The organism is Actinomadura craniellae (assembly GCF_003289645.1).
Lineage (GTDB): Bacteria > Actinomycetota > Actinomycetes > Streptosporangiales > Streptosporangiaceae > Actinomadura_D > Actinomadura_D craniellae.
The window spans coordinates 518,659-541,205 of the sequence record NZ_QLYX01000002.1; the positions used below are offsets into that span (position 1 = coordinate 518,659).

At 73.5% G+C, this 22,547-nt stretch carries 24 protein-coding genes; 8 read left to right on the forward strand and 16 right to left on the reverse strand.

The window, feature by feature from the left end:
- Positions 1 to 80: 80 nt before the first annotated feature.
- The 11 genes from cmk to DPM19_RS05955 all read right to left on the reverse strand — a co-directional run bounded on the left by cmk (position 81) and on the right by DPM19_RS05955 (position 10,486).
- Positions 81 to 746 (reverse strand): (d)CMP kinase, encoded by a 666-nt coding sequence (gene cmk / locus DPM19_RS05905; RefSeq protein ID WP_233509867.1) that lies wholly within the window; start codon positions 744 to 746, stop codon positions 81 to 83.
- Positions 747 to 865: 119 nt separating this feature from the next.
- Complete coding sequence (locus tag DPM19_RS05910; RefSeq protein ID WP_111863745.1) at positions 866 to 1,963, reverse strand: prephenate dehydrogenase; 1,098 nt, start codon at positions 1,961 to 1,963, stop codon at positions 866 to 868.
- A 28-nt stretch (positions 1,964 to 1,991) separates the two neighbouring features.
- Positions 1,992 to 2,354 (reverse strand): chorismate mutase, encoded by a 363-nt coding sequence (gene aroH / locus DPM19_RS05915; RefSeq protein ID WP_111863746.1) that lies wholly within the window; start codon positions 2,352 to 2,354, stop codon positions 1,992 to 1,994.
- A 10-nt stretch (positions 2,355 to 2,364) separates the two neighbouring features.
- The gene (locus DPM19_RS05920) at positions 2,365 to 3,099 is read right to left on the reverse strand and encodes a pseudouridine synthase (RefSeq protein ID WP_111863747.1); all 735 of its coding nucleotides are present in this window, start codon (positions 3,097 to 3,099) and stop codon (positions 2,365 to 2,367) included.
- Positions 3,096 to 3,659 (reverse strand): SMC-Scp complex subunit ScpB, encoded by a 564-nt coding sequence (gene scpB / locus DPM19_RS05925; protein ID WP_111863748.1) that lies wholly within the window; start codon positions 3,657 to 3,659, stop codon positions 3,096 to 3,098. The genes DPM19_RS05920 and scpB overlap by 4 nt, the downstream gene beginning before the upstream one ends.
- Complete coding sequence (locus DPM19_RS05930; RefSeq protein ID WP_111863749.1) at positions 3,652 to 4,488, reverse strand: segregation and condensation protein A; 837 nt, start codon at positions 4,486 to 4,488, stop codon at positions 3,652 to 3,654. Before DPM19_RS05930 ends, scpB begins: the two co-directional genes overlap by 8 nt.
- Before the next feature lie 28 nt (positions 4,489 to 4,516).
- Positions 4,517 to 5,383, reverse strand: coding sequence for a ParA family protein (locus DPM19_RS05935; protein WP_233509934.1), 867 nt, complete (start codon positions 5,381 to 5,383; stop codon positions 4,517 to 4,519).
- A gap of 216 nt (positions 5,384 to 5,599) precedes the next feature.
- On the reverse strand, positions 5,600 to 6,565 hold the full coding sequence (locus DPM19_RS05940; RefSeq protein ID WP_111863751.1) for a site-specific tyrosine recombinase XerD: 966 nt from the start codon (positions 6,563 to 6,565) through the stop codon (positions 5,600 to 5,602).
- Between the two features lie 68 nt (positions 6,566 to 6,633).
- Positions 6,634 to 7,254, reverse strand: coding sequence for an NUDIX domain-containing protein (locus tag DPM19_RS05945; protein WP_111863752.1), 621 nt, complete (start codon positions 7,252 to 7,254; stop codon positions 6,634 to 6,636).
- A gap of 33 nt (positions 7,255 to 7,287) precedes the next feature.
- Positions 7,288 to 8,970: a CTP synthase gene (locus tag DPM19_RS05950; RefSeq protein WP_111863753.1), complete on the reverse strand. Its 1,683-nt coding sequence runs from the start codon at positions 8,968 to 8,970 to the stop codon at positions 7,288 to 7,290.
- 154 nt (positions 8,971 to 9,124) lie between these two features.
- Positions 9,125 to 10,486 (reverse strand): coiled-coil domain-containing protein, encoded by a 1,362-nt coding sequence (locus DPM19_RS05955; RefSeq protein ID WP_146778750.1) that lies wholly within the window; start codon positions 10,484 to 10,486, stop codon positions 9,125 to 9,127.
- 96 nt (positions 10,487 to 10,582) lie between these two features.
- On the opposite strand from DPM19_RS05955, the gene pip reads away from it, so the two are divergent.
- The 4 genes from pip (at position 10,583) to DPM19_RS05975 (ending at position 14,404) form a co-directional block, all read left to right on the forward strand.
- The gene (gene pip, locus DPM19_RS05960; RefSeq protein WP_111863755.1) at positions 10,583 to 11,548 is read left to right on the forward strand and encodes a prolyl aminopeptidase; all 966 of its coding nucleotides are present in this window, start codon (positions 10,583 to 10,585) and stop codon (positions 11,546 to 11,548) included.
- Positions 11,549 to 11,615: 67 nt separating this feature from the next.
- Positions 11,616 to 12,779: a thiolase family protein gene (locus DPM19_RS05965; RefSeq protein ID WP_111863756.1), complete on the forward strand. Its 1,164-nt coding sequence runs from the start codon at positions 11,616 to 11,618 to the stop codon at positions 12,777 to 12,779.
- A 17-nt stretch (positions 12,780 to 12,796) separates the two neighbouring features.
- Positions 12,797 to 13,198 (forward strand): Zn-ribbon domain-containing OB-fold protein, encoded by a 402-nt coding sequence (locus DPM19_RS05970; RefSeq protein ID WP_111863757.1) that lies wholly within the window; start codon positions 12,797 to 12,799, stop codon positions 13,196 to 13,198.
- 60 nt (positions 13,199 to 13,258) lie between these two features.
- Positions 13,259 to 14,404 carry an NAD(P)H-dependent flavin oxidoreductase gene (locus DPM19_RS05975; protein ID WP_111863758.1) on the forward strand — a complete coding sequence of 382 codons (1,146 nt, stop codon included), beginning with the start codon at positions 13,259 to 13,261 and terminating at the stop codon, positions 14,402 to 14,404.
- Positions 14,405 to 14,446: 42 nt separating this feature from the next.
- Here the strand turns inward: DPM19_RS05975 and DPM19_RS05980 are convergent, their stop codons facing one another.
- From DPM19_RS05980 to DPM19_RS35635, 3 genes are read right to left on the reverse strand one after another with little or no spacing between them, the layout of a single operon-like run.
- Entirely contained in the window at positions 14,447 to 15,724 is a 1,278-nt protein-coding gene (locus DPM19_RS05980; protein WP_233509868.1) for a thiolase family protein, read from the reverse strand.
- A complete protein-coding gene (locus DPM19_RS35630; protein ID WP_199484883.1) occupies positions 15,721 to 16,365 on the reverse strand; it encodes a 3-oxoacid CoA-transferase subunit B in 645 nt (214 codons plus the stop codon). The genes DPM19_RS05980 and DPM19_RS35630 overlap by 4 nt, the downstream gene beginning before the upstream one ends.
- Positions 16,362 to 17,042: a CoA transferase subunit A gene (locus DPM19_RS35635; protein WP_233509869.1), complete on the reverse strand. Its 681-nt coding sequence runs from the start codon at positions 17,040 to 17,042 to the stop codon at positions 16,362 to 16,364. The genes DPM19_RS35630 and DPM19_RS35635 overlap by 4 nt, the downstream gene beginning before the upstream one ends.
- An 81-nt stretch (positions 17,043 to 17,123) precedes the next feature.
- Between DPM19_RS35635 and DPM19_RS05990 the strand changes: the two genes are divergently transcribed.
- The 3 genes from DPM19_RS05990 to DPM19_RS06000 are packed head-to-tail and all read left to right on the forward strand — an operon-like array spanning position 17,124 to position 19,310.
- Positions 17,124 to 18,029, forward strand: a complete 906-nt coding sequence (locus tag DPM19_RS05990) for a LysR family transcriptional regulator (RefSeq protein ID WP_111863759.1) — start codon at positions 17,124 to 17,126, stop codon at positions 18,027 to 18,029.
- A gap of 55 nt (positions 18,030 to 18,084) precedes the next feature.
- Positions 18,085 to 18,894 (forward strand): acyl-CoA thioesterase, encoded by an 810-nt coding sequence (locus DPM19_RS05995; RefSeq protein WP_111863760.1) that lies wholly within the window; start codon positions 18,085 to 18,087, stop codon positions 18,892 to 18,894.
- A gap of 59 nt (positions 18,895 to 18,953) precedes the next feature.
- Positions 18,954 to 19,310 (forward strand): DUF3140 domain-containing protein, encoded by a 357-nt coding sequence (locus DPM19_RS06000; RefSeq protein ID WP_111863761.1) that lies wholly within the window; start codon positions 18,954 to 18,956, stop codon positions 19,308 to 19,310.
- Here DPM19_RS06000 and DPM19_RS06005 read toward each other — a convergent pair.
- A complete protein-coding gene (locus tag DPM19_RS06005) occupies positions 19,294 to 20,352 on the reverse strand; it encodes an SGNH/GDSL hydrolase family protein (protein ID WP_111863762.1) in 1,059 nt (352 codons plus the stop codon). The two genes, DPM19_RS06000 and DPM19_RS06005, sit on opposite strands and share 17 nt — an antisense overlap.
- Before the next feature lie 332 nt (positions 20,353 to 20,684).
- On the opposite strand from DPM19_RS06005, the gene DPM19_RS06010 reads away from it, so the two are divergent.
- On the forward strand, positions 20,685 to 21,341 hold the full coding sequence (locus tag DPM19_RS06010) for a DUF4126 domain-containing protein (RefSeq protein ID WP_233509935.1): 657 nt from the start codon (positions 20,685 to 20,687) through the stop codon (positions 21,339 to 21,341).
- On the opposite strand, the gene DPM19_RS06015 is transcribed toward DPM19_RS06010, so the two are convergent.
- Positions 21,256 to 22,152: an LLM class flavin-dependent oxidoreductase gene (locus DPM19_RS06015; protein ID WP_111863764.1), complete on the reverse strand. Its 897-nt coding sequence runs from the start codon at positions 22,150 to 22,152 to the stop codon at positions 21,256 to 21,258. The genes DPM19_RS06010 and DPM19_RS06015 overlap by 86 nt on opposite strands.
- Between the last annotated feature and the right edge of the window lie 395 nt (positions 22,153 to 22,547).

Consider the following 22,547-nt stretch of genomic DNA (forward strand, 5'->3'; position numbering starts at 1 on the left):
CGTGCTCCGCGGACGACCTGCTCGGAGCCTGCGGCCTGACGGCGGGGCGGTCTCTCCCGGACGCGCCCGCCGTGAAGTCTTTACAGAGAGCTCTCCTTGGCCAGCCGGAGCACCTCGGCGACGACCTCGTCGAGGTCGAGGTCGGTCGAGTCGATCTCATGGGCGTCGGCGGCCTTCGCCAGCGGCGACGCCGTACGGGTGGAGTCGAGCCGATCGCGGCGGGCCTGCTCGGCCAGCGTGACCTGCACGGTGGCCGCCGGGTCGTCGGTCAGGTCCCGGGCCCGGCGCTGGGCCCGGGCGTCCTCGCTGGCGGTGAGGAACACCTTGACGGGGGCGTCCGGCACGACCACGGTGCCGATGTCACGGCCCTCCACCACGATACCGCCGGCGCCGATCACCTCGCGTTGCAGCGCCACCATCCGCTGCCGTACCGCAGGCACGGAGCTGACCGCGCTGACGGCGTTGGTCACCTCGCGGGTGCGGATCGGACCCGACACGTCGACGCCGTCCACCGCGATCGTGGGCGCGGCGGGGTCGGTGCCCACCTCGATCACCGGTTCGGCGACGCGGGCCGCGACCTGCCCGGCGTCCGTGACGGGCACACCCTGGTCGAGCATCCACCAGGTCATCGCGCGGTACATCGCACCGGTGTCGAGGTAACGCAGCCCGAGCGCGCGGGCCACCCCCTTGGACGCGCTGGACTTGCCCGAGCCGGAGGGGCCGTCCATGGCGATGACGAGCGTCACGATGTTTCCTTCCGCGTGCCGGCACGCCGCACGGCGACGCCGCGTGGCGGTGGTGACTGGTATCCCCGAACGGGCCCCGGCGTGCCAGGTTACCGGCCCGGCCGGCCGCTCGTGCCGCCTCAGCCGGGTACGGACCAGCCGCGGGCCCGCAGCTCCCCGGCCAGCCGCTCGGCCGCCTCCGGCCGGACCGCCAGCTCGGCCACACCCACCGGCAGGCCGGGCGAGTGCTCGATGGTCACGTCCTCGATGTTGACACCGGCCACCCCGGCCGCCTGGAACAGCAGGGCCAGCTCGCCCGGCCGGTCGGGGATCACCACCGACACGACCGCGTACGCCGGCGCCCGCTCCCCGTGCTTACCCGGGATCCGTGCCCGCCCGGCGTTGCCCCGCCCCAGCAGTTCCCGCAGCGCCTCGGCGAGACCGTCCGCGGGGACGTCACCGCGCAGGGCGGCGGCGGCGCGGGCGAGGTCGGCCGCGACCGACTCCAGCACCCCGGCGACCGGCTCGGCGTTGGCGGTGAGGATGCCGATCCACAGCTCGGGGTCGCTGGCCGCGATCCGGGTGACGTCCCGCACGCCCTGGCCGGCCAGGCGCAGCGCCACGTCGTCGGCGCCCTCCAGCCGGGCGGCGGTGGCCGCGGCCACCACGTGCGGGCCGTGCGAGACGAGCGCCACCGCCCGGTCGTGCTCGGCCGGGGCGACCGTCAGCGGTCTGGCCCCGCACGCCCGCACCAGTCCGGTCACGGCGGCCACGGCCTCGGGGGCGGTGGCCGCGGTGGGGCACAGCGCCCAGGTGCGACCCAGGAACAGATCACCGCGGGCGGCGGCCGGACCGGAACGTTCCCGGCCCGCCAGCGGGTGCCCGGCGACGAAGCCGCGCAGGTCGCAGCCCAGCTCGGCGGCCTCCCGCAGCGGCCGGTCCTTCACGCTGGCCACATCGGTGTAAGCGCGGGCCAGACCGCGCTTCTGCGCGTCGCGCAGGGTCGCGGCGACCGCGCCCGGCGGCACCGCCAGCACCGCCAGGTCGGCGCGCCGTGCCAGGGCCGCCTCGGGCAGCGGAACGCCCGCGCCGAGTTCGGCGGCCAGCCGCAGCGCCACCGGGTCGCGGTCGTCGAGCAGAACCTCGGTGCCGTGCTCGCGCAGCGCCAGCGCGATCGAGGTACCGATCAGCCCGGTGCCGATCACCACGACCCGCTCGGGCGCCTCCGCTACGTCCATCCGGCCAGCCTAGGACATGTCCGGCGGGCTACTGGGCGATGTCCAGGCGAAGGGCGGTGGCGCCGTGCAGGTAGACGTGCTGCATGGCCGACCTGGGCAGGTCGGTCTCGATGTGGGCCATCAGCCGAACCACCCGGGGCAGCGCGTGCGGCACGTCGATCTCCGTCATGCACAGCAGCGGCACCTCGTGGAAGCCGAGCTTGCGCGCGGCCAGCGCCGGGAACTCCGCCGCCAGGTCCGGTGTGGCGGTGAACAGCACGCTGATCACGTCGTCGGTGGTCAGGCCGTTGCGACTCATCACCTCGGTGATCAACTCGGCCGTCCCGGCGAGGATCTGCTCCCGGTCGTCGGCGTCGACCTGCGTCGCCCCCCGGATCGCGCGTACCGCCACGTTCGCCTCCTTACAGCCCGACCGCCTTGTACAGCTCGCCGATCTCCTTGATCGTGAGCGCGCGCATCGTACCGGGCTTGAGCTGCCCCAGCTTGATCGGCCCGAACTCGATGCGGGCCAGTTGCTGCACGGGATGGCCGACGGCCTTGAGCAGCCGGCGGACGATGTGCTTGCGCCCCTCGTGCAACGTCACCTCCACCAGCGCCCGCTTGCCGACCTGCTCGAAGACCCGGAACCGGTCGGCCTTGGCGAAGCCGTCGTCCAGTTCCACGCCGGCCCGCAGCCGCTTGCCCAGGTCCCTGGGGATCGGGCCGGGCACCTCGGCCAGGTAGGTCTTCTCCACCCCGTAGCTGGGGTGGGTCAGCCGGTGGGCCAGCTCGCCGTCGTTGGTGAGCAGGATCAGCCCCTCGGTGTCGGTGTCGAGCCGGCCGACGTGGAACAGCCGCTCGGGCACGTCCACGTAGTCGGCCAGCGACTTGCGGCCGCCCGGGTCGGCCATGGTGCTGACCACGCCCCGCGGCTTGTTGACCATGTAGTAGCGCATCCCGGCCCGGGTCTCGACCCGCCGGCCCTCGACATGGATCACCGCACGCTGCGGGTCGACCTTGGCGCCGAACCAGTCGACCACCCGGCCGTCGACCTTCACCTTGCCGTCCGCGATCAGCTGCTCGCAGTGCCGGCGGCTGCCGACCCCGGCCTCCGCCAGCACCTTCTGCAGGCGCACTTCCTCGTTCTCGCTGGTCACGTCCGTCGTTCCTCGGTCTCGTCGGGCAGGTCGTCGGGAAGGTACTCGGCCAGGTCCGGCAGGTCGTCGAGGCTGCGCAGACCGAGCCGCTCCAGAAAGTACCGGGTGGTCCGGTACAGGTGTGCCTGGCTCTCGGGATCCTGGCCCGCGTCCTCGATCAGGCCGCGCAGCGTCAGGGTGCGGATCACCCCGTCACTGTTGACCCCGCGGATCGCCGACACCCGCGCCCGGCTCACCGGCTGCCGGTAGGCCACCACCGCCAGCGTCTCCAGCGCCGCCTGGGTCAGCCTGGCCTGCTGGCCGTCGGTGACGAACCGCTCGACCACCGGGGCGCAGACGTCCCGAGTGTAGAAGCGCCAGCCGCCGGCGATCTCCCGCAGGTCGAAACCGCGGCCCTGCTCGGTGTATTCCGCCGCCAGGTCCCGGAGCGTCGCGACCACCTCGCCGCGCGGGCGCTCGACCACCTGTGCCAGCACCACCTCCGGCACCGGCTCGTCGACCACCAGCAGGATGGCCTCCAGGCTCGCGCGCAGGCCCGGCTGCTCCTCGTCGTCAATCATCGTCGTCTTCGTTCCCGTCGGGGGCGGGCGGGGAGCCCTCGTAGTCGTCGCCGACCGACACGTCCCCCTCGTCGGTGCCGGTCCAAGTCACGTGCAGCTCGCCCAGCGCCTCCACCTGCTCGAACGTCACCACCCGCTCCCGGTAGAGCTCCAGCAGCGCCAGGAAACGCGCCACCACCTCGTAGGTGCCCGCACAGTCGGAGGTCAGCGTCCGGAAGGTGGTCTTGCGCAGCCGGCGCAGCCGGGCCACCACGATGGCCGCCTGTTCCCGGACGCTCGCCTGCGGCTGGTACATGTGCTCGACCGAGACGCCCGGCGGGGTGCGGGGGGTCAGCGCCCGGGCCGCCAGCCGGGCGAACTCCACCGGGCCCAGCCCCAGCAGCACCTCCGGCAGCAACCCGGCGAACCGGGGTTCCATCGGCACCATGCGCGGGAAACGCCGGGACTCCGCGGCCAGCCGACCGGACAGCACCACGGCGACCTCCTTGTACGCCCGGTACTGCAGCAGGCGGGCGAACAGCAGGTCGCGGGCCTCCAGGAGGGCGAGGTCCTCCTCGTCGTCGACCTCGCCGGAGGGCAGCAACCGGGCGGCCTTGAGATCGAGCAGGGTCGCCGCGACGAGCAGGAAGTGGCTGGTCTGGTCGAGATCCCACTCCGGGCCCCGGGACCGGATGTAGGCGATGAACTCGTCGGTGACCTTGTGCAGGGACACCTCGGTGATATCGAGCTTGTGCTTGGCGATGAGCCCGAGCAGCAGGTCGAAGGGCCCCTCGAAGACGTCGAGGTGGACCTGGAATCCCCCGGGTGCGGGTTCCTGCTGCTCACTCACCCCATCGATGGTGGCAGAGCTCACCGGCTCACTCGAGGTGGCTCCACCGCTCGAGGACCTCTTTGGCCAGCTCCCGGTAGGCGTTGGCGCCCATCGAGGAGGGGTCGAAGACGGTGATCGGCTCGCCCACCACCGTGGCGTCGGGGAAGCGCACCGTGCGGTTGATCACCGTGTGGAAGACCTTCTCCCCGAACGCCTCCACGATCCGGCCCAGCACCTCGCGGGTGTGCAGGGTGCGCGAGTCGTACATGGTGCCCAGGAAGCCGTCGATCTGCAGGGTCGGGTTGATCCGGCCCTGGACCTTCTCGATGGTCTCCATCAGCAGCGCCACCCCGCGCATCGCGAAGTACTCGCACTCCAGCGGGACGAGCACCCCGGCACTGGCCGCCAGCGCGTTGATCGTCAGCAGGCCGAGGGACGGCTGGCAGTCGATCATGATGTAGTCGTAGTGCTCGATCGCCGGCTTGAGCACCCCGGAGAGGATGTACTCGCGGCCGACCTCGTGCACGAGCTGGACCTCGGCGCCCGACAGGTCGATGTTGCTCGGCAACAGATCCATGCCGTCGACGCCGGTCTCCAGGACTATGTCCTCCCACTCCACGTCCGGCTCCAGGAGCAGGTTGTGGACGGTGACGTCGAGCTGGCGGGGGTCGCCCTTGCCCAGGCCCACCGAGAGGGCCCCCTGCGGGTCGAAGTCGACGAGCAGCACCCGGCGGCCCTGCTCGGCCAGGGCGGCGCCCAGATTGATGGTCGTGGTCGTCTTGCCCACGCCACCCTTCTGGTTACAGATCGACACGATGCGCGCCGGCCCGTGCTCGGCCAGCGGCTCCGGGTCGGGGAACTTCGGAACCGGGCGCTGCGTCGGCCCCAGGGCATGACGAGGATCGGTCTCGATGGCGGCGGAGAGCACTTGCTCCGCGGCCTCCTTCGTGCTGGTCACCAGCTCTCGTACCTTCCCGGCGGCGACGCCGTGCCGGATGCGCGTCCCCGACCTGGGGACCGCCCCCTCGCACGGCCGTTCAAGACGGGGACTCTAGGACGTGACAGGGCCTGTCACAAGGCGACGCGCGCCATTCGGGCGGAATGACACCAGGATCGCCCGGCCGCCCCCTCACCCCAGAGCCCGGGGATGTGACGTTGCGTACACCTCGCGGAGCAACTGGACGGTCACCAACGTGTAGACCTGGGTGGTGGTGACCGAAGCGTGGCCCAGCAACTCCTGCACCACCCTGACATCGGCACCCCCGTCGAGCAAATGGGTCGCGAAGGAGTGCCGGAGGGTGTGCGGCGAGACATCCGACAGGCCCGCCCGGTCGGCCGCGGCGCCCAGCACCATCCAGGCGCCCTGCCGCGACAGCCGGCCACCGCGCGCGTTGAGGAACAGCGCCGGCACCCCCCGCCCGGCCCGGACGAGCTCCGGGCGCGCCCGGACGAGATAGGCCTCCACCGCCCGGCTCGCGTACCCGCCGATCGGCACCACCCGGTCCTTGCCGCCCTTGCCCGACACCCGCACGACCCCGCCCGCCAGATCCAGGTCGTCGACGTCGAGGCCGACCGCCTCGGAGATCCGCGCGCCGCAGCCGTACAGCAACTCCAGCAGGGCGCGGTCGCGCAGCCCGCGCGGGCCCTCGTCGCCCGCCAGCGCCAGCAACCGCTCCACCTCGCCGACCGAGATGGCCTTGGGCAGCCGCCGTGGCGGAGTCGGCGGCCTGACGTCGTGCGCCGGATCGGAGGGGGCCAGCCCCTCCCGCAGCGCGAACCGGTGCAGCCCGCGCACCGTCACCACCGCGCGGGCGGCCGACCCGGCCGACAGCGGCGGATGCTCCTCGTCGCCCTCCCGCAGGCCGACCAGGAACGCCAGCACGTCGTCACGGCTCACCTGCCCGATCGACTCGCGGCCCCGCCCGCTCAGCACCTGCACGTACCGGCGCAGGTCACGCCGGTACGAGGAGAGCGTGTTCGCGGCCAGCCCGCGCTCGACGGCCAGGTGCCCCAGGTAGGTGCCCACCGCCGACTCCAGCGCGGACCGGGCGGGTACCCGGGCGTCGGGTTCGGCCGCCTGCGGGAAGGAGTCCATGACGAGCCCATCATGCCCGCTGCGACCGCCCACAAGGGCCTGATCGCCGCCGTGTTCTCCGCCGCCGGTCACCCTTCCGGGGCGTCGGGCGCCCGCAGGTCACGGAATCCGCCCGCCCGGGCGGCGGACGCGGCCAGGATGCCGACCACCGCCGTGGGGTTGTGGATGTCGCCGGCCAGCACCTTCGCCACCGCCTCGTCCAGCGGCACCCACTCGACCGGCATGTCGGCCTCCTCGTGCTCCCGCTGGAACCCGGGTTCGGCGGGCGCCTCGGTGAGGTCACGGGCCAGGAAGATCCGCTTGCGCTCGTCGGACATGCCCGGCGAGGTGAACGTGTCGACCAGGGTGTGCCAGCGCGCCGCCCGGTAGCCCGCCTCCTCCAGCAGCTCCCGCTCGGCCGTCTTCCACGTCGGCTCACCCTGGACGTCACGCAGCCCGGCCGGGGCCTCCCACAGCATGTAACCCGGCGCGTGCCGGTACTGCCGGATCAGCAGCACCCGGTCGGCGCCGTCCAGGGCCAGCACGCCGACCGACCCCGGGTGGTCGATCACATCCCGGACGACGGTCTCGGGACCGTCCGAGCCGGGCATCCGGACCTGATCGCTGCGAACCCGGATGATCCGGCCGCGGAAGTGCTCCTGGCTCCCGACGACCTCCCACCGCTCGGGATAGTCCCTGATAGAGCTCAAGTCAGCCCCCTTCTCCGCCTGCGGCCCCCCAGCCTAGGGGGTGGGGACGGCGCCGTCGGGGGTCTGGGCCGGGGTGTGGCGGGCGGTGGCGTAGTCCAGGGCCGCCGCGATCAGGCCGGCGAACAGGGGGTGGGGGCGGGTGGGGCGGGAACGGAACTCCGGGTGTGCCTGGGTGCCCACGAAGAACGGGTGCGTCTCGGGGGGCAGTTCGACGAACTCCACCAGCCGGCCGTCGGGTGACAGGCCGCTGAACCGCAGGCCGGCCTCCTCCAGGCGGGCCCGGTAGGAGTTGTTGACCTCGTAGCGGTGGCGGTGCCGTTCCTCGATCTTGTCCATGCCGTACAGGGCGCGGACCACCGAGCCCTCGGCCAGGTCGGCCGGGTAGAGGCCCAGCCGCATGGTGCCGCCCATGTCGCGGTCGCCCGACACCACGTCGACCTGGTCGGCCATGGTGGAGACCACCGGGTACGAGGCGTCCTCGGCGAACTCGGTGCTGTCGGCGCCGGCCAGCCCGGCCAGCGAGCGGGCGGCGTCGATCACCATGCACTGCAGGCCCAGGCAGATGCCCAGCAGCGGGATGCGGTGCTCGCGGGCGTGCCGGATCGCGCCGACCTTGCCCTCGATGCCGCGCACGCCGAACCCGCCGGGGATCAGCAACCCGTCGACCCCGTCGAGTTCCCGGGCGGCGCCCTCGGGGGTCCGGCAGCGGTCGCTGGCGACCCAGCGGATGTTGACCCGCGCGTCGTTGCCGAACCCGCCGTGCCGCAGCGCCTCGGTGACCGACAGGTAGGCGTCGGGCAGGTCGATGTACTTGCCGACCAGCGCGATCGTGACCTCACCGGCGGGCCGGTGCACCCGGCGCAGCAGCTCGTTCCAGCCCGCCCACTCGACGTCGCGGAACGGCAGCCCCAGCCGCTGCACCACGTACGCGTCCAGGCCCTCGGCGTGCAGCACCTTGGGGATGTCGTAGATGCTCGCCGCGTCCACGGCCGACACGACCGCCTCGCGGTCGACGTCGCACATCAGGCTGATCTTCTGCTTGAGCCCGTCGGAGATCGGGCGGTCGGAGCGGCAGACGATGCCGTCGGGCTGGATGCCGATGCTGCGCAGCGCGGCCACCGAGTGCTGGGTGGGCTTGGTCTTCAGCTCACCCGAGGGGCCGATGTAGGGCAGCAGCGACACGTGCAGGAAGAAGCAGTTGTCCCGCCCGATCTCGTGCCGGATCTGCCGCACCGCCTCCAGGAACGGGAGCGACTCGATGTCGCCGACCGTGCCGCCCACCTCGGTGATGACCACGTCCACCCCGGGCTCGGCCATGCCGCGGATACGGTCCTTGATCTCGTTGGTGATGTGCGGGATCACCTGCACGGTGTCGCCCAGGTACTCCCCGCGCCGCTCCTTGGCGATCACGTGCGAGTAGACCTGGCCGGTGGTGACGTTGGCCGAACCGTGCAGCTCGGTGTCGAGGAAACGCTCGTAGTGGCCGATGTCGAGGTCGGTCTCGGCGCCGTCGTCGGTCACGAAGACCTCGCCGTGCTGGAACGGGTTCATCGTCCCGGGGTCCACGTTGAGGTAGGGATCGAGTTTCTGCATCGTGACGCGGAGCCCGCGCAGCGTCAGCAGCCGGCCGAGGCTGGAGGCCGTCAGTCCCTTGCCGAGGCTGGACGCGACGCCGCCGGTGACGAAGATGTGCTTGGTGGGACGCGAGCCACCCATGGTTGCCGAAGGCAAGAAGACACTCCCGTGGTCGTTGCGAGGCGGCCGTTAGCCGCTCTGTCCACGGGCCACCAGAATAACAGCCGGTCAAAGCGAACAGGCGCGACATGCGATGACCGCCATGTCTCGCCCCGGAAAAGACCGTTCCGGCAGGTCAGGGACGGGCGGCTCCGGTCGGCATGATGCTGCGCAGCTGCCGGTGCAGGTCGTCGATCAGAGCGCGGGCCTGGTCGGCCGCGGTCCGCGCCGCGTCGCGCTCCTGGGACAGCTCGGCGAGCTGGCCGCGTTGCTCGGTGACCGCGGCGGCGAGCTGGTCGACCCACTGGTCGCGTTCCTTGAGCTTCTCCAGCACCGCGTCGCGCTCGGCGGCCATCTGCCGCATCGCGGAGACCGCGCTGTCACGTTCCCGCCCGGCCTGGTCGGCCCGGCCGCGGGCGATGGTCAGCTCGGACTCGGCGCGGGCCTGGGCCTGCATCGCCGCCTCCCGGCCGTTCTCGGCCTGCTGGACGGCTTCCAGGGCCTGCTGGCGCTCGGTCTCGGCGTCGTGCATGCGCCGGCGCAGCTCGTCGAGCTCCTGGGCGGAGGCCGCCGCGGTGTGCTGGAGGTTCTGCGCGGTCATCTCGGCGTCGGAGAGCTTGGCGCGCAACCCCGCCAGCTCGGCGTGCGCCGTCTCCAGCGCCCGGGTCAGCTCGCCGGCGTGCTCGGAAAGCCGCTCGCGCTCGGTCTCGGCGGCCCGGCGCAGGACCGTCGCCTCCTCCATGCCGCGGTGCGCCTCGTCGCGGGCCTCGCGCATGGAGTCGCGCTGGGTGATCGTCTGGCGGGCGGTGGTCTCGGCCTCGCCCGCCCGCCGCTCGGCCTGCTCGGCCTGCGTCCGGGCCTGCTGGGCCTGGTTCCACGCGGCGGCGGCGTCGCGCTGCGCCGACTCGCGCTCCTGCTGCAGCGCGGCGATCTGCGCGGCGGCGTCCTGCTGGACGGCCGCGATCTGGGTGGCCGCGTCGGTCTGCGCCTCCGCGGCCCGCCGCTCGAACTCGGTGGCGCGCCGGTCGGCCTGCTCGGCCTGACCCCGTGCCCGCTGCACCTCACCCCACGCCGCCGCGGCGTCGCGCTGCGCCGACTCGCGTTCCTGCTGCAGCGCGGCGATCTGCGCGGTCAGTTCGGTCTGCGTCTCGGTGGCGCGCCGGTCGACCTGCTCGGCCTGACCCCGTGCCCGCTGCACCTCACCCCACGCCGCGGCCGCGTCGCGCTGCGCCGACTCGCGTTCCTGCTGCAGCACGGCCACCTGGCCGGCCGCCTCGGTCTGGGCCTCGGAGACCTTGCGTTCGCCGGCGGCCAGCGCGTCACCGATGAGATCGGCCATCTGCCGCAGCCGCTCGACGATGTCCCACGGCTGGGCGAGGGGTTCCTCCCGGGCAGGCTCGCGCGCGGCCGGCTCCGGTGCCGGGGCGACCGGAGGCTGCCAGGGCAGGCCGAGATCGGGGGCGGAGCGCGAACCGCCGGATCCGTTCAGATCACTCACAACAGGAACTCTAGGGCCCGTCAGCGGGGATGTCTGCCCCAACGGCCGAAGGCATACCTACATCACACCATCGGGCAGGTGGAAGAATCCCAGGTCATGGAGCTTCGCACCCTGTATCCAGCGATCGAACCGCATGATCATGGTCTCCTCGACGTCGGGGACGGTAACGAGGTCTACTGGGAGGTCTGCGGCAACCCGGCGGGCAAGCCCGTGGTCATGGTGCACGGCGGGCCGGGCGGCGGCTGCACCCCGGACCACCGCCGGCAGTTCGACCCGGCGGCGTACCGGATCGTGCTGTTCGACCAGCGCAACTGCGGGCGCAGCGTGCCGCACGCCAAGGACCCGGAGGTGTCGCTGGAGGCCAACACCACCTGGAACCTGGTCGCCGACATGGAGCGGCTGCGCGAGCATCTGGGCATCGACCGGTGGCAGGTCTTCGGCGGCTCGTGGGGCAGCACGCTCTCGCTGGCGTACGCCCAGACGCATCCCGACCGGGTCACCGAGCTGGTGCTGCGCGGCATCTTCCTGCTGCGGCCGTTCGAGATCTACTGGTTCTACCAGGAGGGCGCGTCGCTGATCTTCCCTGACCTGTGGGAGGAGTACCTGGCGCCGATCCCCGAGGAGGAGCGGGACGACCTGATCGCGGCCTTCCACGCCCGGCTGAACTCCCCGGACCGTGCGGTGCGGGTGGCGGCGGCGCGGGCGTGGTCGCGCTGGGAGGGCTCGACTCTGAAGCTCCGTCCGGACCCGGAGCTGACCGAGCACTTCAGCGAGCCCGACTACGCGGTGGCGTTCGCCCGGATCGAGAACCACTACTTCGTCAACGAGGGGTTTCTCGGGGAGGACCAGCTGCTGCGCGACATCGACAAGATCCGGCACATCCCGGCGGTGATCGTGCAGGGCCGCTACGACGTCTGCACCCCGCCCGCCACGGCGTGGGACCTGCACCGGGCCTGGCCGGAGGCGGAGTTCCACCTGGTGTCCGACGCCGGGCACGCGTTCGACGAGCCGGGCATCCTGCACCACCTCATCGAGGCGACCGACGGCTTCGCCGGCGGCTGACGCACCGGAGCCCCACCGAATCCCATTCGGTACTGTGGTCGGGCAGGTACCGGGCGGGAGGGGTTCCATGACCGATGGGGCGGCGATCGCCGGGCTGGGGATGACCGAGCTCGGCAAGGTGTACGGGCGCAGCCCGCGCCGGCTGGCGGCCGACGCCGTGCGGCTGGCCGCGGCCGACGCGGGGCTGGCGCTCTCAGATCTCGACGGGCTGCTGGTCAGCCACGGCCTGGGCGGCTCGCCCGGGATCGAGCTGGCCGGCGCGCTGGGGCTGCGCGACCTGCGGCTGCTCTCCCAGATGAACGCCTTCGGCGCGACCGCGGGGGCGATGGTCGCGCACGCCGCGACGGCGGTGCTCAGCGGCCAGGCCACCGCTGTCGCGTGCGTGTTCGCGGACGCGCCGCTGCGCCCCCGGCAGCCCTCCGGCGCCGCCTACGACCGCGGCGCCCGGGAGTACCACGGCTACGGCGGCATGACGGCCGCCCTGGGGTTCCGCAGCGTGAACGCGTTCTACGCGCTGGCCGCGCGCCGGCACATGGAGCGGTACGGGACCACCAGCGAGCAGTTCGGCGCCGTCGCGGTCGCCACCCGGCGGTGGGCCGCCATGAACCCGCTGGCCCAGCTGCGCGACCCGATCACCCTCGACGACCACCAGAACTCCCGCTGGGTGGCCGAACCGCTGCACCTGCTCGACTGCTGCCTGGTCTCCAACGGAGCGATCGCGGTGGTGGTCACCGGCGCCGACCGGGCCCGCGACCTGGCCCGGCCGCCGGTGCACCTGTGGGGCTGGGGGCAGGGCCACCCGGGGCACCGGCAGGAGCGCGGCAGCGAGTTCGGCCTGACCACCGGCGCGACGATCTCCGGGCCGATCGCGATGAAGATGGCCGGGATCACCCCCGGCGACGTCGACGTCTGCCAGCTCTACGACTGCTACACCTACACGGTGCTGGTGTCGCTGGAGGACTACGGCTTCTGCGCCAAGGGCGAGGGCGGCGCGTTCGCCGCGTCCGGGGCGCTGGGCCCCGGCGGGGCGCTCTCCACCAACACCGGCGGCGGCCAGCTGTCGGGCTACTACATGTGGGGCATGACGCCGCTGTCGGAGGCGGTCATCCAGGCCCGGGGCGAGGCCGGCGAGCGCCAGGTCCCCGCCCGGGACGTGGTCCTGGTCAGCGGCAACGGCGGCATCCTCGACCATCACTCCACGCTGATCCTCAGCCCGCATCCCCGCACCTGAGAGCCCCGGAGCGCGACATGGACATCGGAACACTGCGGCGGGACGGCCGCACGGACCCGTTCTTCGACGGCGCAGCGGACGACCGGCTGGTCATCAGGCGCTGCGCGGACTGCGACCGCTGGCACGCCCCCGACGCGACCGGCTGCCCGGAGTGCGGCGGCGACCGGCTGGAGTGGGCGGCGGCGGACGGCCGGGCGGAGCTGGTGACCTGGGCCGTGCTGCACGGCCGCCCCGGCCCGGACGGGACGGCGCCCGAGCCCGCGCTGCTGGCCCTGGTGGAGCTGGCCGAGGGCCCCTGGCTGCAGGCCCGGCTCGACGGCGTGGCCCCCGCGGGGCTGCGGGCGGGCCTGCCGCTGCGGGCGGCCTTCGGCCACCCCGAGGAGGGCGAGCTCCACCTGCTGTTCCGCCCCGCCGGCTGAACCGGTTCCCGGCCCGGGAACGGTGGACCGAACGGCATTCGGTTCAGTACCGTCATCGGTATGCGCACCGAGATCAGCGAGATGTTCGGGATCGACCTCCCGCTCTTCGCGTTCAGCCACTGCCGGGACGTGGTCGCCGCCGTGACCAACGCGGGCGGCCTCGGCGTGCTCGGCGCGGTCGCCTACAGCCCGCAGCGGCTGGAGGAGGAGCTGCGCTGGATCGACGACCACGTCGGGGGCCGGCCGTACGGCGTGGACGTCCTCGTCCCCGGCAAGATCGACGCATCCGCCGAGGAGGCCGCGGCGGGCGGCGGGCTGGGCCGGATGCTCGCGGCCGTCCCGCAGGAGCACTGGGACTTCCTGGGCGGCCTGCTGGAGAGGTACGGGGTGCCCCTCCCCGACTTCGAGCGGGCCCGGGCGTCCGCCGAGACCGGCGCGGGCGGGTCGGTGACCAGGCAGGGCGCCGGCGAGCTGATCGACGTCGCGCTGAACCACCCCATCCGGCTGATCGCCAGCGCGCTCGGCCCGCCCCCCGCCGTGATGGTCGAGAAGGCGCGCGCCGCCGGGGTGGCCGTCGCCGCGCTGGTCGGGACGGTGGAGCACGCCCGCCGCCAGGTGGCCGCGGGCGTGGACCTGATCGTCGCGCAGGGCGGCGAGGCCGGCGGCCACACCGGCGAGATCTCCACCATGGTGCTGGTGCCCGAGGTGGTGGACGCCGTGGCGCCCCTTCCGGTGCTCGCCGCCGGCGGCATCGCCACCGGACGGCAGCTGGCGGCCTCGCTGGCGCTGGGCGCCGCCGGGGTGTGGTGCGGCTCGGTCTGGCTCACCACCGAGGAGGCCGAGACCCCGCCCGCGGTCAAGCGGAAGATGCTCGCCGCCACCTCCCGCGACACCGTCCGGTCGCGGTCGCGCACCGGCAAGCCCGCCCGGCAGCTCAGGTCGGCGTGGACCGACGAGTGGGACGGGCCCGGCAGCCCCGGCGCGCTCCCCATGCCGCTGCAGATGATCGTCGCCGAGGGCGCGATGCGGCAGATCGGCAAGGCCGCCGAGACCGGCAACGAGGGCGCGCAGGCCCTGGCGAACTACTTCGTCGGCCAGGTCGTCGGCCAGATGAACCAGGTCAAGCCGGCCCGGCAGGTCGTCTACGACATGATCGAGGACTTCGCGGCCGCCCTCGACCGCCTCAACACCATCACCGCCGGCTGACCAGCCCCGGGCGAGGCGGTGCGCGCCTCCCCCGGCGAAAGGTCAGTCCACCTTTTCCAGGAGCAGGGCGATGCCCTGGCCCACGCCGATGCACATGGTGGCCAGGCCCAGGCGGGCGTCGTCGCGCCGCCGCAGCTCGTGGGCCAGCGTGGTGACGATGCGCGCACCCGAGCAGCCCAGCGGGTGGCCGAGGGCGATCGCCCCGCCGTTGACGTTGATCCGCGGGTCCGCGGCGTCGACGTCCCACTCGTGCAGGACGGCGAGCGCCTGGGCGGCGAACGCCTCGTTGAGCTCGATCAGATCCACGTCGGAGAGCTTGCGGCCGGTCCGGCCCAGCAGCTTGGCCGTCGCCGGCACCGGGCCGATGCCCATCACCCGCGGCGGGACGCCGGCCACCGCGCTCGCCCGGATGCGGGCCAGCGGGCGCAGGCCGTGGGCGCGCGCGTACGCGGCCGAGACCACCATCACCGCGGCGGCGCCGTCGTTGAGCGGGCTGGAGTTGCCCGCCGTCACCGAGCCGCCGGAGCGGAACGCCGGCCGCAGCCCGGCCAGCCGCTCGGCGGAGGTGTCGGGGCGGGGCGCCTCGTCGGCGGCGAACACCACCGGGTCGCCCCTGCGCTGCGGGACCGGCACGGGCACGATCTCGTCGGCGAACCGGCCCGCCTCGGCCGCCGCCACCGCCTTGCGGTGGCTGGCCAGCGCGAACCCGTCCTGCGCGGCCCGGGACAGGTCGTACTCGCGGGCGAGTTCCTCCGGGCGGCCCTCCTCAGGGGTCAGCAGGTGGCGCTCGCCGGCCAGGTTCTCGGCGGTGATGCCGAGCGGGTCGGTGTGCCCGAGCTCCTCCATCCGCGGGTTCACCATGCGCCAGCCCAGCGAGGTGTCATGCAGCTGCGCGGGGCCCTGGGCGTAGGGGCGGTCGGGCTTGGGCAGCACCCACGGGGCGCGGCTCATGGACTCCACGCCGGCCCCGATGTGCACCTCCCCCTCCCCCGCGAGCACGGCCCGGGCGGCGTCGGCCACGGCCTGCATCCCGGACCCGCACAGCCGGTTGACCGTCACCCCGGACACCGTGAGCGGCAGGCCCGCCAGGATCGCGGCCATCCGCGCCACGTTGCGGTTGTCCTCGCCGGCCTGGTTGGCGCACCCCATGTGGACGTCCTCGACCTCCTCGGCGGGGACGCCCGACCGGTCGATCAGCTCGCGCAGCGCCACCGCGGCCAGGTCGTCGGGACGGACGGTGGCCAGCGCGCCGCCGTACCGCCCGATGGGGGTGCGCACCGCGGCCACGATCCAGGCCTCACGGGTCATCTCGGAAGTCATCGGACGGTCTCCCTGATCCGGAACGGGGCCGTGGTGTGCGCACGGACCCAGTCGAGTGTCGTCCCCGCCGCGAGTTCGGTGAGGACCAGGCCGCCGTCCTCGACGGCGAACGTCGCCGCCTCGGTCACGACGAGATCGACCGTGCGGTCGGCGGTCAGCGGGAACGCGCACTCCGGGACGATCTTCGGTGCGCCGTCCTTGGCGGTGTGCGTGGTCGCCACGATGACCGTGCGGGCGCCGACCAGCAGGTCCATCGCGCCGCCGACGCCCAGCACGGGCCGGCCGGGGAGGGCCCAGTTGGCGATCCGCCCGGTCGCGTCGATCTGCAGCGCGCCGAGCACCGCGACCTCCACCCGGCCGCCGCGGATCATGCCGAACGAGGCCGAGCTGGCGAAGTACGACGCGCCCGGGGTCTCGCTCACCGGCAGCTTCCCGGCGTGGATCAGGTTGGGGTTCACGTCCTCGGGGGCCGGGGTGGGGCCCACGCCGAGCATGCCGTTCTCCGTCTGGAAGAAGACCGAACCCCGGTCCGGCAGGTGGTCGGCGACCAGCGTCGGGATGCCGATGCCCAGGTTGACCACCTGCCCGGGCTTCAGGTGGCGCGCCACGCGGGCGGCGATCGCGTGCTGCACGTCGCTCATCGGGTGCCTTCCGCCAGGACGAGGTGGTCGACGAAAAGGTGCGGCGTCACGATGCGCTCCGGGTCGAGGGCGCCGACGGGGACGATCTCGTCCACCTCGGCGATCACCACGTCCGCCGCGGTGGCCATGTCCGGGTTGAAGTTGCGGGCGGTCTTGATGTAGGTCAGGTTGCCCAGCTCGTCCGCCTGCCCGGCCCGGACCAGCGCCACGTCCGCGCGCAGGGGCCGCTGGAACAGGTAGGGCAGGCCGTCGATGACCCGCGTCTCGCGGCCCTCCGCCAGCGCGGTCCCGGCGCCGGTGCGGACGTAGAAGCCGCCGATCCCGGCGCCGCCCGCGCGGATCGCCTCGGCCATCGTGCCCTGCGGCAGCAGTTCGATCTCCAGCCGGCCCTCGGCGTGCCAGCGCACCACGTCGGGGTTGCTGGTGAAGAAGGAACCGACGGCCTTGCGGACCTTCCCGTCCAGGAGCAGCCTGCCGAGCCCCCGGCCGGGCTCGCCGAGGTTGTTGCTGATGATCGTCAGGTCGCGGGCCTCCGGCTGCCCGCGCAGCGCCTCGATCATGGTCAGCGGCGCGCCGACCAGGCCGAACCCGCCGACCATGAGGGTGTGGCCGGGGCGGACCAGGGCGGCGGCCTCGTGCGGGGACCGCAGGAGGGAGGGTGGCGTTCGGGTGTTCACCCGAGCAAGGGTCCGCCATCCCGACACATACGTCAAATATCTAAATCAGCGCTTTCCATAGCTTCTCAGTATCATCGAGCCATGGAGATCCGGCATCTGCGGTACTTCACGGTGGTCGCCGAGGAGCTGAGCTTCACCCGGGCGGCGCGCCGGCTGCACATGGCGCAACCGCCGCTGAGCACCCAGATCCGGCTGCTCGAACAGGAACTCGGCGTCCCCCTGTTCGACCGCTCCCAGCGGGCCATCAAGCTCACCGAGGCCGGGCGGGCGCTGCTCCCCGAGGCGCGCCGGCTGCTCGCCGACCTGGAGCAGACCGCGCGGCTGGTCCGGCGGGCCGGCGACGGCGGGATCGGCCGGCTCGGCATCGGGTTCGTGCCCTCGGCCGCCAACGGCGACCTGCCCGGCATGCTGCGCCGGCACCGGGAGCGCTTCCCGGGCGTCGAGCTGTTCCTGCGGGAGATGGACCCCGACGCGCTGGTCCGCGGCCTGCACGAACGCCGGCTCGACGCCGCCTTCTTCTACCTGCCGTTCGAGGATCCGGCGCTGTCGGCCGTACCGGTCGCGGCCGAGGAACTGGTGCTCGCCCTGCCCGAGGGGCACCGGCTGGCCCGCAATCCCGCGGTGGACCTGCGCGAACTCGCCGGCGAGCCGTTCATCCTGCCCGCCCGGCACCAGATGCCCGGCCTGTACGCCTACATCAGCGAGTTGCTCGCCACCGCCGGGGTGTCCCCGCAGGTCGTCCAGAAGGACGTGTGGATGCTGCAGACCATCCTCGGCCTGGTCTCCGCCGGGCTGGGGCTGGCCCTGGTGCCCGCCTCCGCCGGGGTGACGTACCGGCCCGGCGTCGTCCACCGGCCGCTGCGCGAACCGCCGGGCCCGGTCCGGCTCGCCGTCGTCTGGCGGCGCGACGACACCTCCGCCGTCCTCACCGGCTTCCTCGACACCGTCCGCGCCCATCCGGACGGGGCACCTCCCACGACCACCTGAAACACTCGTGCCGTACGGTGTACGTCGCTGCTGTCGGCGGCCGGAAAGGTGAGATGTGAACGACTCCGCGGTGGAACGGCTGCTGGCCCTGCTCGATCTCGACCCGGTCGGCGACGACACCTTCGCCGGCTCCCCCGGCTCGAACCAGCCCGGAGACCGGCTGTTCGGCGGGCAGGTCGCGGCGCAGAGCCTGCGGGCGGCATGCCTGACGGTCGCCCCCGACCGGCGGCCGCACTCCCTGCACGCCTACTTCATCCGGCCCGGCCTGCCGGACGAGCCGCTGCGGTTCGAGGTCCGCCGCACCCGCGACGGCCGCTCCTTCTCCACCCGGCACGTCACCGCCGCACAGGGCGGGAAACCCATCTTCGAGCTCATCGCCTCCTTCCAGGTGACCGAACCCGGCGAGGAGTGGCAGCCGCCGGCGCCCGCCGGCCTGCCCGGCCCCGAGGACATCGGCCCGATCGAGCTGCCCGACTGGGTGTCGGCGCTGGCGGTCTTCGACATCCGCCCGGTACGCGGCCCGGCCGCCGACGGGTTCGTGCTCACCCACCCCTTCTGGATCCGCGTCCCCGCACCGGTCGGCGACGACCCCGCCGTGCACGCGTGCCTGCTGACCTTCCTGTCCGACATCGGAGTGGTGCACAGCGCGATGGCGCCCGGCTGGGACACGCCCATCTCGCACGCCGCCAGCCTGGACCACGCCCTCTGGTTCCACCACCAGCCCCGGGTGGACGAGTGGCTGCTGTACTCGGTCACGCCGACCGGCGGCGCCGGGGCCCGCGGGCTGGCCCACGGCACCCTGCACACCGAGGCGGGGCTCCTCGTCGCCTCCGTGACCCAGGAGGCGCTGCTGCGCCCCGCATAAGCCGCCGGCAGGCGGTTAGGACCACCCCGTAGGCAGAACCCGGAACCCGAGGAGGCACCATGAGGACCTCACCCGAGGTCGACTCGCTCTGGGACAGGTTCCACCGGGTCGTCAACATGAGCTCGCACGAGCTGCGCGCCTGGCTGCTGACCGACGCGTCGGGCGAAAAGGCGTTCACCGCCGACCCCGACCTGCATCTGCCCGACCTGGGCCGGCGGGTCGTCCACGTGCTCAACAAGCGCAAGGGGGACCTGACCGACGAGGACACCGCGACCATGCGGCGGGTGGTCGGGTTCGTCTCCGCCCGGCTCGGCTCGCCGCCCCCCGCCGGGGCCGGGGACGAGCACTGGCGGCACGCCCTGATGACGGTCGGCCACGACCCGCTGAAACCGAGCCGGGCTAGCGATATTGGTTGATGGCCCGGCCGGGCCCTTCCTTGATCTGGGCGACGACCAGCTCGCCGAGCCGGCGGTACCCGGCGATGGTCGGGTGGAAGCTGCGCGGCTCCGCGGCCAGGGCGCCCAGGTTGACGTCGAGCTTGTTGATGTAGGGGTCACGGCTGCCGATCTCGTGGCCGGCGAACGCGCTGTACACGTCGATGAACTCGACGCTGCCCTGCCGCCCCGAGGTGGCGATGCGCTGGTCGGCCTCCTGGGAGATCTGCCGGATCAGCTCGTTCAGGGTGTACCCCTGGCCGTTCAGCCAGCGCTGGTCGGAGACGCTGAGGTTGTCGAAGGCGGAGCCCTTCGTCTCGGAGAACATCCGCGGGTAGCCCAGCACGATGACCCGGGCGTAGGGGGCGCGGGTGGTGATCTGCTCCAGGACGGTGGTGAGCGACCGCCGCAGGTAGGCCATCCGGTTGGCGATCTCCGGGCCCTGCTCGGTGCACTTGTCGCTCCATGGCAGCCTGACCACGCAGCCGACGAGCACCTTGGAGAAGCCGAGGTCGTTGCCGCCGATGCTGATGGTCACCAGGCTGGTGCCGGTGTCGACCCGCCCGACCTGCGGCGGCTCCCCCGACTTGCCCCGCAGCACCTGGCCCGAGGTCGAGCCGGCGCAGGCCCAGAACTCCGAGCCCCGCGCGAACGGGTACGCCTTCGCCACGGCGTGGTAGTAGGACGCGGAGGTGCGGTGGCAGCGGTTGGCGGGGTCGCGGTCGGCGGCGATGGAGTACCCGCCCTCCCCCGAGGAGTAGGAGTCGCCCAGCGCCACGTAGCGGCCCTGGGTCGCGACCTGCAGCGGGCTCAGCGGGCGGGTGCGGTCGCCGAGCGGCCGGGGCGCGGGGGCGGGGAACGTGCCGCGGTGGCAGCCGATGCCGAAGACCTCGCAGCGCACGGCGGGCAGCAGTACCAGCGGCGCCACCATCACCAGCAGCAGCGCAGCCAGCACGGTGAGTGCCGTCCCCCGCGGGCCGAGCCGCCTGCCGATCACCCGTAGCAGCCTTCCCGGCCCCGCCATCGCCCCGCCTTTCCGCGTTGCCGCCGCCCTCGGCTCGCTCGCTCACTCCCTCGCCTCAGGCCGCATTGCCACCGCCCTCGGCTCACTCGCTCACTACGCGGGCCGCTCGTCCCTCACGGACCGCTCCGCTCACTCCCTCGCCTCAGGCGGTGCATCCCCCATGGGAGACGCTACCGGGGACGCGGGGGTTCCCTACATGGTGCGAACCGGTCGAAGGCAGGATTTGACCGGCCCGGCGCCTTTACATTGTAGATTCGTTACGGGAACCGGGCGCGGCGGCCGACCGTCTGAGAGGACTGCACACCGAAAACGGAGGGCACATCGTGTTCGCCATGCTGACCGGGCTCGGCCTGTCCGCCGCGGCCGGGTTGAACGCCTACATCCCCCTGCTGGTGGTGGGGCTGCTCGACCGCCAGACCGACCTGGTGCGGCTGCCCGCCGAGTTCGGCTGGCTGACCGACGCGCGGGTGCTGGCGGTGCTCGGGGTGCTGCTGGTGGCGGAAATGACGCTCGACAAGATCGCCGTGGTCGATCACCTGAACGACGCCGTCCAGACGTTCGTCCGGCCCGCGGCCGGTGGCGCGGTCTTCGCGGCGACCGACTCGGCCGCCCGGCTCGACACCTTCCTCGCGCAGGACCACCCCTGGCTCGGCTGGGTGCTGGGCGTGGCGACGGCCCTGGTGGTGCACCTGGTCAAGGTGACGGCGCGGCCGGTGGTCAACCTGGGCACGGCCGGCACCGGGACCCCGGTGGTCAGCGCGGCCGAGGACGGCCTGTCCCTGGGGATGAGCCTGCTGGCCGTCCTCGCCCCGGTGGTCGCGCTGATCCTGCTGCTCGCGGCGGGCTGGGCCGGCTGGCGCCTGGTCCGCCGCGCCCGGCGGCGCCGGCGCACCGCCGACCCGGTCAGTCCAGCAGGGCGCCGGCCGCGGCGAGCAGGTCGCACTGCCGGCGCCAGTCGCCGCCGGCGAAGCCCAGCACGAGGTGGCTGACGCCGAGCGCCCGGCAGGCGGCCAGCCGCTCGGCGGCCTCCGCCGGGCCACCGGTGACCGGTAGCGCGACGGCCTCCTCCAGCGGGACGCCGTAGACGCCGGCGAAGCCCGCCGCGATCTCCTCCCGGGTGGGCAGCCCGGGCTCGGTGCCGAGCACCCCGGTCGTCCCGAGCGCGATCACCGGTGCCGGGCGGCCGTGCCCGGCAGCGAGGTCGGCGAGGCGGGCCGCCCCGTCCGCCACCCGGGCGTCCGGCACCAGGGACGGGAACCAGCCGGTACCCAGCCGGGCGGCCCGCCGGACCGCCGCCGGTGACGCGTTACCGACCCAGATCTCCGGCACCGGCACGGCCGGCGACAGTTCCACCTCCGGGCCGTGCGGGAGCCGGACCGGCTCCCCGGACAGCAGCCGGGGCAGCAGTTCCAGAGCGGTGTCCGTGCGCGCTCCCCGCTCCCCGTACGGTACGCCGGCCGCCGCCCACTGCTCCGGGCCGCCGCCCGAACCGACGCCGAGGACCAGCCGCCCGCCGGACACGTACTGCAGGGCGGCCACCTGCTTGGCGGCCCAGGCCAGCGGCCGGATCGCCGGGATGAAGACGCTCGCGCCGATCCGGATGCGCGTCGTCGCCGCGGCGGCGGTGGCGAGCCCGACGGCGCAGTCCAGCGACGGTGTGCCCGTCGCCAGGTGGTCGCCGTGCCACACGCCGTCGAGCCCCGCGTCCTCGGCGTGCTGCGCGGCGGTGGCCAGGTCCAGCCCCTGCCGCCGCTGCACCGCGATCCCCGGCAGGACCACCCCGATCTCCAGCCTTCCCATGCGCGCCTCCCCGGCCCGGTTCCCGCCGGTCCGCCCGGCGGTGCACCGATCCTGCGACCTCAAGAAGACTTGAGGTCAACCGCGGAGCCCGGTGCGGCGCCGAGCGCAGGAAAAGCGGCCTCGCCCCCTCGCCGGCGTGGCCGGTCCTTCAGCGGCCGGGGTGCCCTGGCGCCTGAAAGCCGAAGGGCCCCGGCCGAGATGGGACGGCGGGAAGGGACGCGACCGGTGGAGCCGATGGACGCCGCCGAACACCGTGCAAAGGCGTGTTCCGAAGTGGGCCAAGTGCCGATGATCCTGGCTCGCTCGCGCGGGACCCGGCCACCACAAGCGCCTGCGCCGGTGATCGTTGAGGATGGGTGGGGCCCCGGCCCCACCCATCCTCAACGATCACGCGA